19 protein-coding genes are annotated in these 15,975 nt (G+C 54.8%); 4 read left to right on the plus strand and 15 right to left on the minus strand.

Annotated elements, in window-relative coordinates; genetic code table 11:
- Window positions 1-228 precede the first annotated feature (228 nt).
- Both pagP and cspE read left to right on the plus strand, forming a co-directional pair.
- Window positions 229-804 carry a lipid IV(A) palmitoyltransferase PagP gene (gene pagP, locus ACMYSO_RS20820; protein WP_434667507.1) on the plus strand — a complete coding sequence of 192 codons (576 nt, stop codon included), beginning with the start codon at window positions 229-231 and terminating at the stop codon, window positions 802-804.
- Between the two features lie 193 nt (window positions 805-997).
- Window positions 998-1,207, plus strand: coding sequence for a transcription antiterminator/RNA stability regulator CspE (gene cspE / locus ACMYSO_RS20825; protein WP_004859511.1), 210 nt, complete (start codon window positions 998-1,000; stop codon window positions 1,205-1,207).
- 57 nt (window positions 1,208-1,264) lie between these two features.
- On the opposite strand, the gene crcB is transcribed toward cspE, so the two are convergent.
- Window positions 1,265-1,651, minus strand: coding sequence for a fluoride efflux transporter CrcB (gene crcB, locus ACMYSO_RS20830; RefSeq protein ID WP_434585928.1), 387 nt, complete (start codon window positions 1,649-1,651; stop codon window positions 1,265-1,267).
- Between the two features lie 82 nt (window positions 1,652-1,733).
- Here crcB and ACMYSO_RS20835 point away from each other — a divergent pair, with 82 nt between their 5' ends.
- Both ACMYSO_RS20835 and tatE read left to right on the plus strand, forming a co-directional pair.
- The gene (locus tag ACMYSO_RS20835; protein WP_434667510.1) at window positions 1,734-2,522 is read left to right on the plus strand and encodes a deaminated glutathione amidase; all 789 of its coding nucleotides are present in this window, start codon (window positions 1,734-1,736) and stop codon (window positions 2,520-2,522) included.
- A 130-nt stretch (window positions 2,523-2,652) separates the two neighbouring features.
- Window positions 2,653-2,859, plus strand: a complete 207-nt coding sequence (gene tatE, locus ACMYSO_RS20840; RefSeq protein ID WP_434667511.1) for a twin-arginine translocase subunit TatE — start codon at window positions 2,653-2,655, stop codon at window positions 2,857-2,859.
- Window positions 2,860-3,090: 231 nt separating this feature from the next.
- Here tatE and lipA read toward each other — a convergent pair whose 3' ends face one another.
- From lipA to lptE, 14 genes are all read right to left on the minus strand, one after another.
- On the minus strand, window positions 3,091-4,056 hold the full coding sequence (gene lipA / locus ACMYSO_RS20845) for a lipoyl synthase (protein ID WP_123755935.1): 966 nt from the start codon (window positions 4,054-4,056) through the stop codon (window positions 3,091-3,093).
- Between the two features lie 170 nt (window positions 4,057-4,226).
- Entirely contained in the window at window positions 4,227-5,162 is a 936-nt protein-coding gene (locus ACMYSO_RS20850; RefSeq protein WP_434670853.1) for a YbeF family transcriptional regulator, read from the minus strand.
- Window positions 5,163-5,338: 176 nt separating this feature from the next.
- Window positions 5,339-5,980 carry a lipoyl(octanoyl) transferase LipB gene (gene lipB / locus ACMYSO_RS20855; protein ID WP_434585925.1) on the minus strand — a complete coding sequence of 214 codons (642 nt, stop codon included), beginning with the start codon at window positions 5,978-5,980 and terminating at the stop codon, window positions 5,339-5,341.
- Window positions 5,981-6,081: 101 nt separating this feature from the next.
- Window positions 6,082-6,345, minus strand: coding sequence for a DUF493 family protein YbeD (ybeD, locus tag ACMYSO_RS20860; RefSeq protein ID WP_041144576.1), 264 nt, complete (start codon window positions 6,343-6,345; stop codon window positions 6,082-6,084).
- A 113-nt stretch (window positions 6,346-6,458) separates the two neighbouring features.
- Window positions 6,459-7,658, minus strand: coding sequence for a D-alanyl-D-alanine carboxypeptidase DacA (gene dacA, locus ACMYSO_RS20865; protein WP_123755939.1), 1,200 nt, complete (start codon window positions 7,656-7,658; stop codon window positions 6,459-6,461).
- Window positions 7,659-7,801: 143 nt separating this feature from the next.
- A complete protein-coding gene (rlpA, locus tag ACMYSO_RS20870) occupies window positions 7,802-8,920 on the minus strand; it encodes an endolytic peptidoglycan transglycosylase RlpA (protein ID WP_123755940.1) in 1,119 nt (372 codons plus the stop codon).
- A 10-nt stretch (window positions 8,921-8,930) separates the two neighbouring features.
- Window positions 8,931-10,043 carry a peptidoglycan glycosyltransferase MrdB gene (gene mrdB / locus ACMYSO_RS20875; protein WP_123755941.1) on the minus strand — a complete coding sequence of 371 codons (1,113 nt, stop codon included), beginning with the start codon at window positions 10,041-10,043 and terminating at the stop codon, window positions 8,931-8,933.
- A complete protein-coding gene (mrdA, locus tag ACMYSO_RS20880; protein WP_123755942.1) occupies window positions 10,043-11,944 on the minus strand; it encodes a peptidoglycan DD-transpeptidase MrdA in 1,902 nt (633 codons plus the stop codon). The genes mrdB and mrdA overlap by 1 nt, the downstream gene beginning before the upstream one ends.
- Window positions 11,945-11,971: 27 nt before the next feature.
- Entirely contained in the window at window positions 11,972-12,439 is a 468-nt protein-coding gene (gene rlmH, locus ACMYSO_RS20885) for a 23S rRNA (pseudouridine(1915)-N(3))-methyltransferase RlmH (RefSeq protein WP_015584895.1), read from the minus strand.
- A gap of 3 nt (window positions 12,440-12,442) precedes the next feature.
- Entirely contained in the window at window positions 12,443-12,760 is a 318-nt protein-coding gene (rsfS, locus tag ACMYSO_RS20890; protein WP_123755943.1) for a ribosome silencing factor, read from the minus strand.
- Window positions 12,761-12,981: 221 nt separating this feature from the next.
- Complete coding sequence (locus tag ACMYSO_RS20895) at window positions 12,982-13,611, minus strand: adenosylcobalamin/alpha-ribazole phosphatase (protein ID WP_434667515.1); 630 nt, start codon at window positions 13,609-13,611, stop codon at window positions 12,982-12,984.
- 87 nt (window positions 13,612-13,698) lie between these two features.
- On the minus strand, window positions 13,699-14,349 hold the full coding sequence (gene nadD / locus ACMYSO_RS20900) for a nicotinate-nucleotide adenylyltransferase (protein ID WP_434667518.1): 651 nt from the start codon (window positions 14,347-14,349) through the stop codon (window positions 13,699-13,701).
- Complete coding sequence (holA, locus tag ACMYSO_RS20905; protein WP_434667521.1) at window positions 14,342-15,373, minus strand: DNA polymerase III subunit delta; 1,032 nt, start codon at window positions 15,371-15,373, stop codon at window positions 14,342-14,344. The genes nadD and holA overlap by 8 nt, the downstream gene beginning before the upstream one ends.
- Complete coding sequence (gene lptE, locus ACMYSO_RS20910) at window positions 15,373-15,963, minus strand: LPS assembly lipoprotein LptE (RefSeq protein WP_434667524.1); 591 nt, start codon at window positions 15,961-15,963, stop codon at window positions 15,373-15,375. The genes holA and lptE overlap by 1 nt, the downstream gene beginning before the upstream one ends.
- Between the last annotated feature and the right edge of the window lie 12 nt (window positions 15,964-15,975).

A 15,975-nucleotide genomic window follows, 5' to 3' on the forward strand; every position in this document is an offset into this window, starting at 1 on the left:
AGTGAGCGAATGTGCCGAAAAAATGGGCTAAACATGCTGATGCAAATCAATAAATCGATGAGAACCCGGTGCTCATCAACGAAGGGGAGGCGATCATCACAAAATGGGAAACACGAATGCGGGGATTTGCGTGGGGCAAAAACAGGAATTTGCCTAATTTCGTTAAGGTAATATTAAGTTTATACTTGTTATCTTTGTGAGCTTTAGCATAGAAATTGGTAATAAATAGTGTTGAAACAACGTCAGGTCGTACCGTTTTTTCTCGTCTTACTAGGGGTTTTGCTCTCTTGCCGCGCGGCGAATGCGTCGTTTAGTTCGACGATTAGCGACGGGTATAACACCTTAAGCAACAACGTGGCGCAAACCTGGCAGGAACCTGAACACTACGATCTGTATGTTCCCGCAATCACCTGGCATGCCCGCTTTGCATACGACAAAGAAAAAACCGATGAGTACAACGAACGTCCCTGGGGGGCGGGGTTTGGCGTATCGCGTTGGGATGATAAAGGTAACTGGCATGGCCTGTATCTGATGGCGTTTAAAGACTCATTTAACAAATGGGAGCCCATCGGTGGTTACGGCTGGGAAAAAACCTGGCGCCCGTTGGCGGACGATAACTTTCATCTTGGCCTCGGCTACACGCTGGGTGTGACGGCCCGAGACAACTGGAACTACATTCCGATTCCGGTGATATTGCCTTTAGCGTCAATCGGTTATGGTCCAGCCACTTTCCAGATGACCTATATTCCAGGCACCTATAATAACGGCAACGTTTTCTTCGCGTGGGCCCGTTTTCAGTTCTGATTCTGGCATAACTTAGCAATAAAAGAGATAAACCGTCTCTCTTGTGCAAAAACAACAACTAAGCCGCGGCCCCCTAAAAAAGATAGCGACTTTTGTCACTTTTTAACAAAGTTAGGCTGGACAAAAGGCACCGCAATTGGTGTACTGGTGTCCGACACAGATTAGTGTCTTTTTTCATATAAAGGTAATTTTGATGTCTAAGATTAAAGGTAACGTTAAGTGGTTTAATGAGTCCAAAGGATTCGGTTTCATTACTCCGGAAGATGGCAGCAAAGATGTATTCGTACATTTCTCTGCAATCCAGTCCAACGGTTTCAAAACTCTGGCTGAAGGTCAGCGTGTAGAGTTCGAAATCACTAACGGTGCCAAAGGCCCTTCTGCTGCAAACGTAAACGCTATCTAAGCATTGCGTCAGTAGAATATAAAAACCCGCTCTTAGCGGGTTTTTTTTTGCCTGTCGTCAGCGACTGGCGTGGGAAAAGATCCAGAATGCCGCCGCGGTCATGGCAAATGAGCCTAACAGATTGACCACGATATTTAGCAGCGCCCAACTGAAGCGGCCCTGTTGCAGCAGGAACACGACTTCTGCGGAGAAGGTTGAAAAGGTGGTCAGTCCGCCGCAGAACCCGGTGGTGATCAGCAGTTTCCACATCGGGTCAACGTCGGTCAGGCGGTTAAACCATGCCAGCCCGGCGCCAATGATAAACGCGCCCAGCAGGTTCGCCGTCAGCGTACCAATGGGAATGGCGTGATGCATTGGATTGAACTTCATACCTAACCACCAGCGCAATACGCTGCCGGTGCCGCCGCCAACAAAAACGGCTAAAAGTAGTTGTGACACACTCATTCCCTGCTAATTAGTTAATATAGGATCGAGTGTAGCGCGCACAATGCGTGGCTGGCTACGAAATACCTGAGGGGAGACAACGATGTTGGCTGCTGCTGGACAATTTGCCGTCACGCCGGACTGGAAAACCAATGCGCACACCTGCGTTGAATTAATGAAGCAGGCGGCCGGGCAGGGAATATCCTTGCTGGTTTTACCGGAAGCATTACTGGCTCGTGACGACGGCGACCCTGATTTGTCGGTCAAATCGGCGCAGGAGGTCGATGGTGGCTTTCTGCAGCTGCTACGTGAAGAGAGCCGCAATAACGCGCTCACCACGGTGCTGACGGTGCATGTCCCTTCCGGCCAGGGACGGGCAACCAACACGCTGGTGGCCATACGCCAGGGTAACGTCATTGCGCAGTACCAGAAGCTCCATCTCTATGATGCCTTCTCGATGCAGGAGTCGCGTCTTGTCGATGCGGGACAGCAGATCCCACCGCTGATTGAGGTCGACGGGATGCGGGTTGGCCTGATGACTTGCTACGATCTACGCTTCCCTGAGCTGGCGTTAGCGTTGGCGCTGAAGGGGGCTGACGTGCTGGTATTACCGACGGCGTGGGTGCGCGGGCCGATGAAAGAGCATCACTGGGCTACGCTACTGGCGGCGAGGGCGCTGGACACGACCTGTTACCTGGTGGCTGCAGGAGAGTGCGGCACCCGTAATATCGGCCAAAGCCGGATTGTCGATCCGCTTGGGATGACGCTCGCAGGGGCGACGGACCGACCGCAGATGATTGTCTCGGAGCTGTCTGTCGAGGTGCTTCGCCAGGTGCGCGAGCGTTTGCCGGTCTTAATGAACCGCCGCTTTGCGCCACCGCAATTATTGTGACGTTTTTTTAAACAAGGCTTGATTCACCTTGTTACAGATTGCTATTGTGTCCGCGCGTCAAATAGCCGTTAATTGTTCGCGTGTATGATGGCGTATTCGCAGCGTGTATTAGAGAAGAAGGTTGTAAGCTATGGGTGAGATTAGTATTACCAAACTGCTGGTTGTCGCAGCACTGATTATCTTAGTGTTTGGTACCAAAAAATTACGTACGCTGGGTGGAGACCTGGGTTCCGCTATCAAAGGCTTTAAAAAAGCCATGAATGATGACGATGATAGTGCGAAAAAAGCCAGTGCGGAAGCAGACGCTCCGGCACAGAAACTCTCTCATAAAGAGTAATTAAAGGCGCGTTCCCCGACGACGGGAAGGTGTAACCGTCAGGCATGAGCCTGAACGTCAGAAGAGGCTGCAGCGCAAACCGCTGTGGCCTTTTTTATGGCCGTATTTTGGTGAAGTTGAAAGGCTGAAGGCCAAAAATGCAACCAGGTGTTACAGGGGGGCGGTAAACGGGAAGGGGAAGACAGACCGCTGCGCGAAAGGCTTCACGCAGCGGTAAGGACGTGGTGAAGATTACTTCACTTCCATCCCTTTGGCTTGCAGGTCGGCGTGGTAGGAAGAGCGCACGAACGGGCCACAGGCCGCATGGGTGAAGCCCATTGCCAGCGCTTCGGCTTTCATCTCTTCAAACTCATCCGGGCTGACGTAACGCTGAACCGGCAGGTGGTGACGGCTCGGCTGCAGGTACTGACCCAGGGTGAGCATGGTGACGCCATGACGACGCAGGTCACGCATGACCTCGATGATCTCTTCGTTGGTTTCGCCAAGACCCACCATCAGACCTGATTTGGTTGGGATCTCCGGATGCGCTTCTTTAAAACGCTCCAGCAGCTTCAGCGACCAGTTGTAATCAGCGCCCGGACGCACCTGGCGATACAGCCGCGGCACGTTTTCCAGGTTGTGGTTAAACACGTCTGGCGGCGTCACGGTGAGGATATCCAACGCACGATCCATACGGCCTCGGAAGTCAGGGACCAGAGTCTCAATCTTGATCGTCGGGTTTTTCTCACGAATTGCACTGATGCAATCGGCAAAGTGCTGAGCACCACCATCGCGCAGATCATCGCGGTCAACGGAGGTCACGACGACATAGCGCAGAGCCATGTCGGCGATGGTTTGTGCCAGTTTCTGCGGTTCATTGGCATCCGGTGTAACCGGACGGCCGTGGGCGACGTCGCAGAACGGGCAACGGCGGGTGCAAATCGCGCCGAGGATCATAAAGGTTGCGGTGCCGTGGTTGAAGCATTCCGCCAGGTTTGGGCAAGATGCTTCTTCGCACACGGAGTGCAGGCCGTTCTTACGCATCGCTGCTTTGATACCCTGGATACGGGATGAGTCAGCCGGAAGTTTGATTTTCATCCATTCCGGTTTTCTGAGCAGAGCTTCACGCTCAGTTGCCACGTTTTTCACCGGGATAAGGGCCATTTTATCGGCGTCGCGGTACTTAACACCGCGTTCCATCACAATGGGTTTACTCATAGCGTGCGTGTTCCAGTTGCGAGTCACGAAAGAAAGCGAATCAATTCAAGGAAATGTTGTATTTATCAACTATTTTTGAATTAAGGACAGGCAGTATATCATCGATATGGGACAGAAAGCAGCCTGCCCGTTCGGCAAATTGTAAAATAGTTGTTGTTTTCTGCTTCCCCTCACGGGTTTTCCTGGCGGAACGCCTGACGGACCGTCTCGATAATCTCATTCAGCAACGATTCCTGGGCGCTGAGTCGGTTGTAATGCAGCGAGACATCAATATGTTCCTGCTGCAGGCGCGAGTAGTCGATCGCCACAAGCGGCCAGGTTTGCGACATCATGGCAAACATGCGTTCCGGCATCAGGCCAAGCATATCGCTGTGACCGATCATGGCCGCCTGGGTAAACAGATTGTAACTGCTGAAACCACAACGGCGATCCCCCAGATGCTCCTGCAGCTGGCGATGGATGGCGGGGTAACGCTGGCCTTCCGGCAGGATCAGCGCAAACTCATAGCGCTGCAGGTTCTCATCGCTCAACGGCATCTGCAGAACCGGATGTCCTTCCCGGCAGTACATCACCAATCGATCCTGAAACAGCAGATGATGGGCGATAAGCTGACCGCTGTGGGCGAAGCTGTCGATCAGTAAATCAACCTGGCGTTGATTCAGTTGGCTGGCGGCATCGGTAATGGCGACGTTATGCAGCAACACCTGCGGAAAGCGTTGTTTCAGCACCCTGGCGATATCGGGGAGGATCAAGGCCCCAATGTTCGGCGAGGTCGCCACGGTAATGACGCGTTGCTGATGGGCGCTACCGGCTAAATCCAGCGCGCTCAGAAACGACTCCATCCCCTGACTGATGTACTGGTGAAGATGGGTGGCGTAAGCCGTGGGCGTAACGCCCTGTCCCTTACGGATAAACAGGGGATCGGGGAAGAGGGTGCGGAGCTTGTTAATCGACTGGCTGATGGCCGAGGGGGTGATATTCAGAACTTTTGCGGCGTTAACAATACCTTTATGAACATACACCGCTTCAAAAATAGTCAGCAGGTTCAGATCCACATTGCGCAACACGCGCAATACCTGGCGGTCGTGATGTCGCTCCTGCGATATGGGTAATTCGGGTGAAGGCTTGTTATTGTCCACTCAGTCGTTCCTGTGATCGTGCATAGCGCAAGTATAGCGGTCAGTCGCTCGGTCGTGAGTGGCATTTAATTGCAAATATAATGACTTAACGAGAAATGATGGCAGGATATTGCGCCCCAAAGGGCGCAAAGAGAGAAAAATGATTACGCGGTGACAAACTCGTGTGGCGGATCGCCGAGCAAGGCCAGCAGACTGGTCACCAGATGTGGGGCCACCATCGTCGGCGTGATATCGGGCCGCCACTGACGCATCTGCGCCATCTCCATGCCTGCATATCCGCAGGGGTTGATGCGCTGGAACGGTGACAGATCCATGGCGATATTTAGCGCCAGGCCATGGAATGAACATCCCTTACGGATGCGTAAACCGAGCGAACAGATTTTTTGTTCACCGACATAGACGCCAGGGGCATCGGCGCGCGGATGTGATGCAATCTCGTACTCAGCGAGGGTGTTCACGACGGTTTGCTCCAGCAGCGTCACCAGTTCGCGTACGCCAAGCTTGCGGCGCTTGAGATTCAACAGCACGTACATCACCTGTTGTCCCGGCCCGTGGTAGGTCACCTGACCGCCGCGGTCGCTTTGAATCACTGGGATATCACCGGGCACCAGAACGTGTTCGGCTTTTCCTGCCTGGCCCTGGGTAAAGACCGGATGATGTTCTACCAGCCAGATTTCATCCAGAGTGGTTTCATCGCGGGTGTCGGTAAAGTCATGCATTGCCTGCGAGACAGGTTCATAAGGTTGCAGGCCAAGTTGACGGATAAGGATTTTATTATGCTGCAAAACAACGTCTCCGCAGAGAGAGAAGTGACTTAAGGAGGCGAGTATATCACAGCAGGGAGGGAGAGAGATGACCCGGCACCAGGGCCGGGTCAGGGAATGGATTACAGCACCATCCGGACGATTTCAATGTTGCCCAGCTCTTCGTACAGGGTTTCGACCTGCTCGATATGGGTAGCGTTGATGGTGATGGAGACCGAGTGGTAGTTCCCCTTGCTGCTCGGTTTTACTTGCGGAGAGTAATCACCAGGCGCATGGCGCTGTACCACTTCCACCACCTGATCAACCAGCTCAGGCAACGCCTGCCCCATTACTTTGTAAGTAAATGGAGTAGGGAATTCAAGCAGTTCGTTAAGTTTGGTTTTCATGTCAGCTCCGGTGTTACGACAAAAAATAATAACTCCCACGTGGGTGGGAGTTATCAGGTTACTTTGATGATTAGTATATGGGGATGTAAATCACACTTTCAAGTGTTCGATTTTTAACCAAACCAGTGGTGGAACATTAACTTAATGTAATCAATCATTTTGCCGAAGAAATTGCCTTCCGGAATTTCCTGCAGGACCACCAGCGGGCGTTGATCGATGGTTTTACCATCCAGCTGGAAGTTAATGGTGCCGACGACCTGGTTTTTCTGCAGCGGCGCGTGCAGTTCGGTGTTGTTCAGAACATAGCTGGCTTTCAGGTCTTTCATGCGTCCGCGAGGGATAGTCAGATAAACATCTTTATCAACACCCAGTGAAGCACGATCGCTGTCGCCAAACCAGGCTGGCTCGGAAGAGAACTCTTTACCAGCTTTCAGCGGGTTAACCGTTTCAAAGAAGCGGAAGCCCCAGGTCAGCAGCTTTTTGCTTTCAGATTCACGACCTTTAAAGGTGCGACCGCCCATCACCGCGGAGATCAGGCGCATCTGGCCTTCGGTAGCGGATGCCACGAGGTTGTAGCCTGCTTTGTCGGTATGGCCCGTTTTAATGCCGTCAACGTTCAGGCTGTTATCCCACAGCAGACCGTTACGGTTCATCTGACGGATACCGTTAAAGGTGAACTCTTTTTCTTTATAGATGGTGTATTCGTTCGGCACGTCGCGGATCAGTGCCTGACCAATCAACGCCATATCGCGCGCGGAGCTGTACTGGCCTTCAGCGTCAAGACCATGAACGGTCTGGAAGTGGCTGTTTTTCAGGCCCAGTGCGTTGACGTAGCTGTTCATCAGGCTGACAAACGCATCCTGGCTGCCGGCAACATAGTCGGCCATCGCCACGCAAGCGTCGTTACCGGACTGCAGGTTGATACCACGGATCAGCTGAGATACCGGGACCTGCATGCCAGGCTTCAGGAACATCAGCGAAGAACCTTTAAACACCGGGTTACCGGTCGCCCACGCATCGTTACCGACGGTAACCAGATCGGACTCTTTAAATTTACCCGCTTTCATGGCCTGGCCGATAACGTAGCTGGTCATCATTTTGGTCAGACTGGCTGGGTCACGACGGGCATCGGCATTATTCTCTGCCAGCACTTTGCCTGAGTTGTAATCGATAAGGACCCAGGACTCTGCATCAATCTGCGGTGCGCCTGGGATCATGGTTTTGAGGTTCAGGTCATCGGCGTGGGCAGCGGAGGAGAGCGCCGCAACGGAGAGGGCCGTAGCGAGTAAACGTGCGGTGAAAGAGGTCTTCATGGTCTGAACAACGGCATCCGTGATCGAGTTTAAAAAAGTGCCTTACTATAACAAATGCTCTGTGGGCCTTCATCCGAGATTGCGCATGACTTTGTTAATGACTTTTTCATGCGCATAACAATCTGGATAGCGGCCACGCGTGTTTAGTTGGCGTGAGTAATAAATGATTGCAGCTGGGCTTCGCTTTGCAGACGCTGTTGTACGGTGCTGGCCTGTGCTTTGCTGGCGAACGGGCCTAGCTGAATGCGCCATACTGCGCCGTTTTGCATCACGCGGCCAGGAACGGAAAACTGCTGGCTGAGGCGCTGCTGATATTGCTGTGCGCGAGCCTGGTCGCTGACGGCACCAACCTGAACGACAAAGTCGCCGCTGGCGCTGGCCGTCGATGCGACCGCTGCGGTGGTTGCCGTCGCCGCTGCGGCGGCTGCGGGAGCTGGCGTGACGCTACCCTGAACAGAGCCTGGTGCGGTAACCGGTGCGGTTTGCACCGCCGGTTCGCTGCTTTCCAGTACGCCGTTGTTCAGCGGTGTCGGCGCGCCAAGGAAGCCGCTGCTGTTCACCGGCGCACCCATATTGTCTTCCGGTTTCAGCGTGGAGTTGCTGATGGCGCGCACATTGTCCTGGTTTGCCGGGTCGGTTGTGACAGCGCCGCCGCCACCGTCCAGGTCAGGACGGGCAGGTAATGCATAGGTTTGTTTGGCGACGGTAGTACAGGCCATGCCCGGGCCCGAGAGCGAGCCGTCTGGTGCGACGATGATCGGATCGATACGCACTTTGGTGTTGTTCGAGGTGTTCAGTCGATCGGCGGAGGCGCGTGAGAGCGAAATGACGCGATCGTTACCGTACGGGCCACGATCGTTAATGCGCACCACGATCATCCGACCGTTGGCCGTGTTGGTGACCCGCACGTAGCTCGGGATCGGCAACGTAGGGTGCGCGGCGGTGAGCTGCGTCGGATCGAACGCCTCGCCAGAAGCGGTCAGATTGCTGTTGGGTTCAGCGTCATAAATGGCGGCCAGACCGGTCTGAGTAAAGTTAGACGGATCCTGGACGATTTTATAACTTTTGCCATCGCGCTCGTAATCCTGATTCGCCGTGGCATTGGGCGTTTCATAGTGCGGATCGGCACCGCTGATTTCCACGCTTGGGCCATTACAAACCGGCGGCTGTGGCGTGCTGACCGTTTTCTGTTGAACGTCTTCACCCGAACATGCCGCCAGCAGCCCTGCTGCTATGCAGATCCCCAGCCATTGCTTACGCATCGCAAACCCCTTAAACGCTTTTCGACAACATTTTTCTGTGGGTGTGGATCGACATTACGATACCAAACCCGGCCATCAATACGATCAGGGCGGAGCCCCCGTAGCTGACCAGCGGCAACGGTACCCCCACCACTGGTAAAATACCACTCACCATACCAATATTTACGAAGACATAAACGAATAAAATCAACATTAAACCACCGGCCATGACGCGACCGAAGGTGGTTTGCGCCTGGGCGGCAATCCACAGCCCACGCATGATCAGCAGAATATAGAGCGCCAGCAGAACCAGTACGCCAATCAGGCCAAGCTCTTCTGCCAGGACCGCAAAGATAAAGTCGGTATGGCGTTCTGGCAGAAACTCCAGCTGTGACTGGGTGCCGTGCAGCCAGCCTTTGCCACGTAGCCCGCCAGAACCGATCGCTATCTTCGACTGGATGATGTGATAACCGGCGCCCAGTGGATCGGTTTCCGGGTCGAGCAGCATCATCACGCGCTGACGCTGATAATCATGCATTAGGAAGAACCATAAAATCGGGATGAACGCCGCAACCAGCACCACCGCCACGCCAATCAGACGCCAGCTCAGCCCGGACAGGAACAGCACGAACAGGCCCGACAGGGCGACCAGGATCGAGGTTCCGAGGTCAGGCTGTGCGGCCACCAGCAGCGTCGGCAGGAAAATCAGCACCAGCGCGATAGCGGTGTTTTTCAGCGAAGGCGGGCAGACGTCACGGTTGATAAAGCGCGCGACCATCAACGGCACCGCGATTTTGGCTATTTCCGAGGGCTGAAAGCGGACGATGCCGAGATCCAGCCAGCGCTGCGCCCCTTTGGAGATAGCGCCGAAGGCGTCAACCGCCACCAGCAGGATAATACAGAAGATATAGAGATAGGGCGCCCAGCCTTCATACACCCGCGGCGGGATTTGTGCCATGACGATCATGATAACAATCCCCATGGCGATCTGGCCGATTTTACGCTCCATCATGCCCATATCCTGACCGCTGGCGCTCCAGATAACCAGCGCGCTGTAGGTCAGCAGCGCCAGCAGAATAAGGAGCATGGTGGGGTCGAGATGGATTTTATCCCATAGCGATTTTTTGTTCGGATTATCGGTCATTATTGATCCTCGCCCGCCGTCGCCGCCGGGCTTTCACTCGGCAGGTTTGTGTTGTTGTCACCCAGCATTATGTGGTCGAGAATCTGGCGCATGATGGTACCGACCGCTGGGCCTGCACCGCCGTTCTCAAGAATAATGGCAACCGCAACTTCGGGGTTGTTATAGGGGGCAAACGCCGTCATGAGTTTATGGTCACGCAGACGTTCGGCGATTCTGTGCGCATTATAGGTTTCATTGGCTTTCAGGCCAAAGACCTGCGCAGTACCGGATTTAGCGGCAATTTTATAAGGTGCGTTGGCGAAGTATTTATGGGCAGTACCGTTGCCACGGTTGGCCACGCCAAACATCCCGTCCTTGGCGATTTCCCAAAAACCGGAGTGAATATCGCCGACCGGTGGTTCGTGCGGCTGTACCCAGGGCACTTGTTTGCCATCTTCGACCGTGCTCTGCAGCAGGTGTGGCACTTTGACCACGCCGTCGTTAATCAGGATCATCAGCGCTTTGTTCATCTGAATCGGGGTGGCAGTCCAGTAGCCCTGACCGATACCGACCGGAATGGTGTCGCCCTGGTACCAGGGTTTCTTAAAGCGTTTCAGCTTCCATTCACGGGTGGGCATATTCCCGGAGCGCTCTTCCGACAGGTCAATCCCGGTGTAGTGGCCGTAACCGAATTTGCTCATCCACTCCGAGAGACGGTCAATGCCCATGTCGTAGGCCACCTGGTAGAAGTAGGTATCCGCAGACTCTTCGAGCGCTTTGGTCACGTTCAGATGGCCGTGGCCCCATTTTTTCCAGTCGCGATAGCGTTTGTCAGAACCCGGCAGCTGCCACCAACCTGGATCGAACAGGCTGGTATTGCGGGTAATGACGTTAGCGCTAAGTGCCGATACCGCCACGTAAGGTTTTACCGTCGATGCTGGCGGATAGACCCCTTGCGTCGCACGGTTGACCAGCGGGGTGTTGGGGTCGTTCAGCAGCCCGGAGTAGTCTTTGCTGGAAATGCCGTCAACGAACAGGTTCGGGTCGTAGCTCGGTGTGGAGACCAGCGCGAGGATGCTGCCGGTGCGCGGGTCGGTAACGACCACCGCAGCACGGCTGCCGGCGAGCAGCGTCTCAATATACTGTTGTAGCTTAAGGTCGAGGGTCAGGTAGATATCGCGCCCGGCCTGCGGCGGCACCTCTTTAAGCTGACGAATGACGCGGCCACGGTTGTTGACCTCGACCTCTTCATACCCGGTCTGACCGTGCAGCACGTCTTCATAATAGCGTTCGATCCCCAGCTTGCCGATGTCGTGCGTTGACGCATAGTTGGCCAGCTTGCCCTCTTTATCCAGGCGGTCGACGTCTTTATCGTTAATTTTGGAGACGTAGCCAATCACGTGGGTCAGGGCGGAGTTATAGGGATAGTAGCGGCGTTTGTAGCCTTTGACTTCCACGCCGGGAAAACGGTACTGGTTAACCGCAAAGCGTGCCACCTGGACTTCGCTGAGGTTGACCTTAACGGGAATAGAAGTGAAGCGGTGAGAACGTGCGCGCTCTTTCTTAAAGTTGGCCACATCGTCATCGGTCAGGTCGATGACATCGCGCAGAGCATCCAGCGTTTGCTGCACGTTATCGACTTTTTCCGGCATCATCTCCAGTTGGTAGATAGTGCGGTTCAGCGCCAGAGGGGTACCGTTGCGGTCATAGATAATACCGCGGCTCGGCGGGATCGGGACCAGCTTAATACGGTTTTCGTTTGAGCGTGTTTGATAGTCGGTGTAACGCACGATTTGCACGTTATAAAGGTTGGCAACCAGTATGCCGGTAAGCAGCAAAATCCCCAAAAAAGCGACCAGCGCCCGGCGCACAAACAGCGAGGATTCAGCCGAATAGTCGCGGAAAGAATTCTGTAATTTCATTCGCTGCTTAGTCTACCCTGGTCATCATTATTCACGGTGGTAAGGGTGGTTGGTGGTAATGCTCCACGCACGATACAGGCTCTCAGCGACCAGTACACGAACCAGTGGATGAGGCAACGTGAGCGTGGAGAGCGACCAACTCTGTTCCGCGGCGGCCTTGCAGGCTGGGGAGAGCCCCTCCGGACCGCCGATCAACAGACTGACATCGCGGCCATCCTGTTTCCAGCGTTCCAGTTCGCGTGCCAGCTGCGGGGTATCCCATGGCTTGCCCGGAATATCCAGGGTCACGATACGATTTTTTCCCGCGGCCGCCAGCATCATTTCCCCCTCTTTATCGAGGATGCGCTTGATATCGGCATTTTTACCGCGTTTGCCAGCGGGAATTTCCAGCAGCTCGAACGGCATATCTTTCGGAAAACGACGCAAATATTCACTAAAGCCGGTCTGAACCCAGTCCGGCATTTTGGTGCCAACGGCCACCAGCTGCAGCTTCACGCATTAACTCCAGAGTTTTTCCAGCTCGTACAAATGACGGCTCTCTTCCTGCATGACGTGAACCATGACGTCGCCAAGGTCGACAACAATCCAGTCGGCGGCGCTTTCGCCTTCAACGCCGAGCGGCAGCATACCTGCAGCGCGGGATTCTTGTACCACGTGATCGGCAATAGACATGACATGGCGCGTGGACGTGCCGGTGCAAATAATCATGCAATCTGTAATGCTGGATTTGCCATGTACGTCAATGGCAACGATGTCCTGACCTTTCAGGTCATCAATTTTGTCGATAACAAAATCCTGGAGTGCTTTACCCTGCAAGAGTTCCCCCTGGGTGAGTGAAGAGTGATAATTGTAAAGAGCCTGACAGTATACCCGATCTTACTTAAAAGTCGGGATAAATGTCGGCTGCCAGGCGCTGAAGGCGGCTATCATCCCATCCATCGCCCGCGATTGCATCGCCATTTTTGTAAAACAATTTCTGCAAACATCGCTTAGCAGATGCGTTCAGGCTGCGGAGAATAACAGTCTGCTCTGACCTGTCAATGGTCTGCACGGAATTCTTCTTCGCCCGCCCAGACGGCCTGGCTATTTAGTACCCGCAGGGTGACAAAATCAGAGTGCAGGTCGAGCGCGCTCCACGCCCCATGCTCGATTGGGAAATGCCACATCGCCTGCGCGGGGAGCTTCATTAAGGTGGTCATTAGCAGGCTAAGGGCACCTTTATGACCGACGATCAGCAGATGGTCAAGATGGGCGTAGTGGGGCAGTTGTGCGGCGAAGGCGGCAATGCGCCGGGAAAACGACGGGAAGTCCTCGCCGTGAGTCGGGGCCGCATGCTGCCAGTCCGCGCACCACGTGGCGTAGTTTTCCGCATCTTCGTGCTGTAAATCCCGGTGGTGGCGCATTTCCCAGTCGCCAAAAAACATTTCGTTGAGATCGGGGACGATCTGGCGTGGGATCTCCCGGCTTCCGAGCAGCAGATCGGCCGTATGCTGGGTTCGTTCCAGCGCGCTACAAAATACGCGATCGAACGGTACGCCCTGCAGCAAGCTGCCGAGGGTCTGCGCCTGGTGCTGACCGCGCGCGGTTAACGGGGTAGGAGCGTGTCCGCTGTACAGGCCGGCAACGTTGGCCTCGGTCTCGCCATGACGAACTAACCATAATCTCACGGTATACAGGCCTTCTGACAATGCGAATGAGGGTGAGTAGAAGAGTATAAGCATCCCCGGATGCGCTGGGGATGCATTAATGAAGGTCTAGCAATAGAGCTTGTGCTGATGGATATAGTCCAGCACCGCAGCCGGCAGCATGTCGTCGCAGGATTCACCGCGCTCCAGGCGTTGGCGAATAAGGGTGGCGGAGATATCAAACCACGGAGTCTCGGCCAGATAGATCGCACCGGCAGGGCGGTTGTGCAGCTGTTCTACATCATGCGTTAAATGTTGATCCAGCCAGCGCTGATCCGCCTCCTGCTTCATCACCAACGGGTAGCCCGGGCGACGGCACACGATCAGATGGGCATTATCCAGAATGGTGGCGTAGTTGTGCCAGGTCGGGAAGGTGAGCAGCGAATCCTGGCCGATAATAAACGCCAGCGGTCGGTCTGGCCCCTGTTCCTGTCGCCACTCGGCCAGCGTCAGCGCGGTATACGACGGCGTCTGGCGCTGAAGCTCACGTTCATCGAGGACAAATAAGGGCTTATCGGCAATAGCCAGCTCCAGCATCTGTTTACGCTGGGCGCTGCTGGCCTCAGGCTGTGGGCGATGCGGCGGGACATTATTCGGCACAATAATGACTTTCCCCAGCCCGATCTGGTTCGCCAGAATTTCAACCGGTTTAAGGTGACCATAATGCACCGGATCGAAGGTGCCGCCGTACATTGCCTGCAACTGATTCATATCAACCATCAATAAACACGTCTGCCAGCGCTTTATGGCAGAGCAACAAAGAAAGGCTTTCTAATTCCGGCCAGATGTCGCTGCCGTAATCCTGCTTAAAGGTGATCTCCGCCCGGGCCAGCAGAGTGACGGCCTGGCGCAGCTGGTCCTGACTGAGGCGCGCAAGCGCATCGCTCAACAGCTGGCGACGGTTTTGCCACACCCGATGTTTATCAAACAGGCTGCGCAGTGGCGTATAGGCCGACTGGCGTTTCAGGTTGACCAGCAATAACAGTTCACGCTGGAGCGTGCGCAGCAGAATTGCCGGCTCGCTGCCTTCCAGACGTAGCTGTTGCAGGATATGCAGTACTCGTTTGCTTTTGCCAGCCAGCAGCGCATCAACCCAGTGATAGGGGGTAAAGTGGGCGGCGTCGTTGACCGCCTGCTCAACGCGAGGCAGCGTGAGCTTGCCATCTGGCCATAGCAGAGAGAGACGTTCCAGCGCTTGCGCCAGCGCCAGCAGGTTGCCTTCGTAGCAGTAACACAGCAGCTGGCTGGCCGCATCATCAAGCTGCAAATGATGCTGTTTGGCACGCGCCGCCAGCCAGCGTGGCAACTGGGCGTATTCGGGCGTTTGACAGCTGATCTGCACCGCCCGGCTGGCGAGGGCCGTTACCCAGGCGGCATTCTCCTGGGCTTTGGTCAGCTTGTTCCCACGCACAATCAACAGCAGATCGTCATGCAGCATGCCCACCAGGGTGGCAAGCTGTTCGTTGATCGCCGCATTGGGGCCGTTTTCCGGCAGCACCAGCAGCAGCGTTTGCCGGCTTGAGAACAGGCTCATTGCCTGGCTGAGTGAGAATAAGGCAGGCCAGTCGGTGCTGGCGTCGATGGTCGCGGTATGGTGTTCGGTAAAGCCCTGGCTGGCAGCGGCTTCGCGAATCGCGTCCTGACTTTCCTGCAGCAGCAATGGATCGCTGCCGAGTAATAAATAAGCCGCGCGCAGCCCTTCAGAGAGCTGCGCGCGGAGTTGTTCTGGGTACAACCGAATCATCAGTTACCCAGCGTGGTGGAGACGCGATTGCCAGACGTTGAGGTTGTTGGAGACGGCGTGACCGTCGTCTCTCCCTCTTTCGTCGCTTCGACATCAGCAACATGGACGCTTGGCAGCTTACGAATCAGCTGTTCAGCGGCTTTGTCGTACATCTCCTGAATGATCATGTCCTGCTCAGCATCTTTCGCTAACGCCGCCTGCGGGTTATCGAAGAACGAACGGTAGACCTTCGTGGAGATCGGATAAATATCATGTCCTGGGATCAGCACACTGGCCTGCACCGTCATCACCATCTGGTATTCAGCGGTACGACCGTCCTGGAAAATAGAGGCCGTATCTTTCTGAATGGATGATGAATCCAGACGCAGGGAAGGGATGTCCTTACGCAGCGTGGTGCCATCGATCAGCTCAACGCCGTTCAGGCGTAGCTGATTACGTACGGCACGACTTAACGGACCGTTCGGATCGCTCGACTGAAAGATCATGCTCTTCATCGCGGTAGGAACCTGCGTGGTACTACGCAGATGCCAGCCGCAACCAGCGGTGATTAACACCGCCAGAGATACCAACAATGTTGCCAGATATCGCACGCTTCCTCCTGT

Origin of the sequence: Klebsiella sp. B345, from assembly GCF_051131735.1 — a bacterium.
Classification (GTDB): domain Bacteria; phylum Pseudomonadota; class Gammaproteobacteria; order Enterobacterales; family Enterobacteriaceae; genus Klebsiella.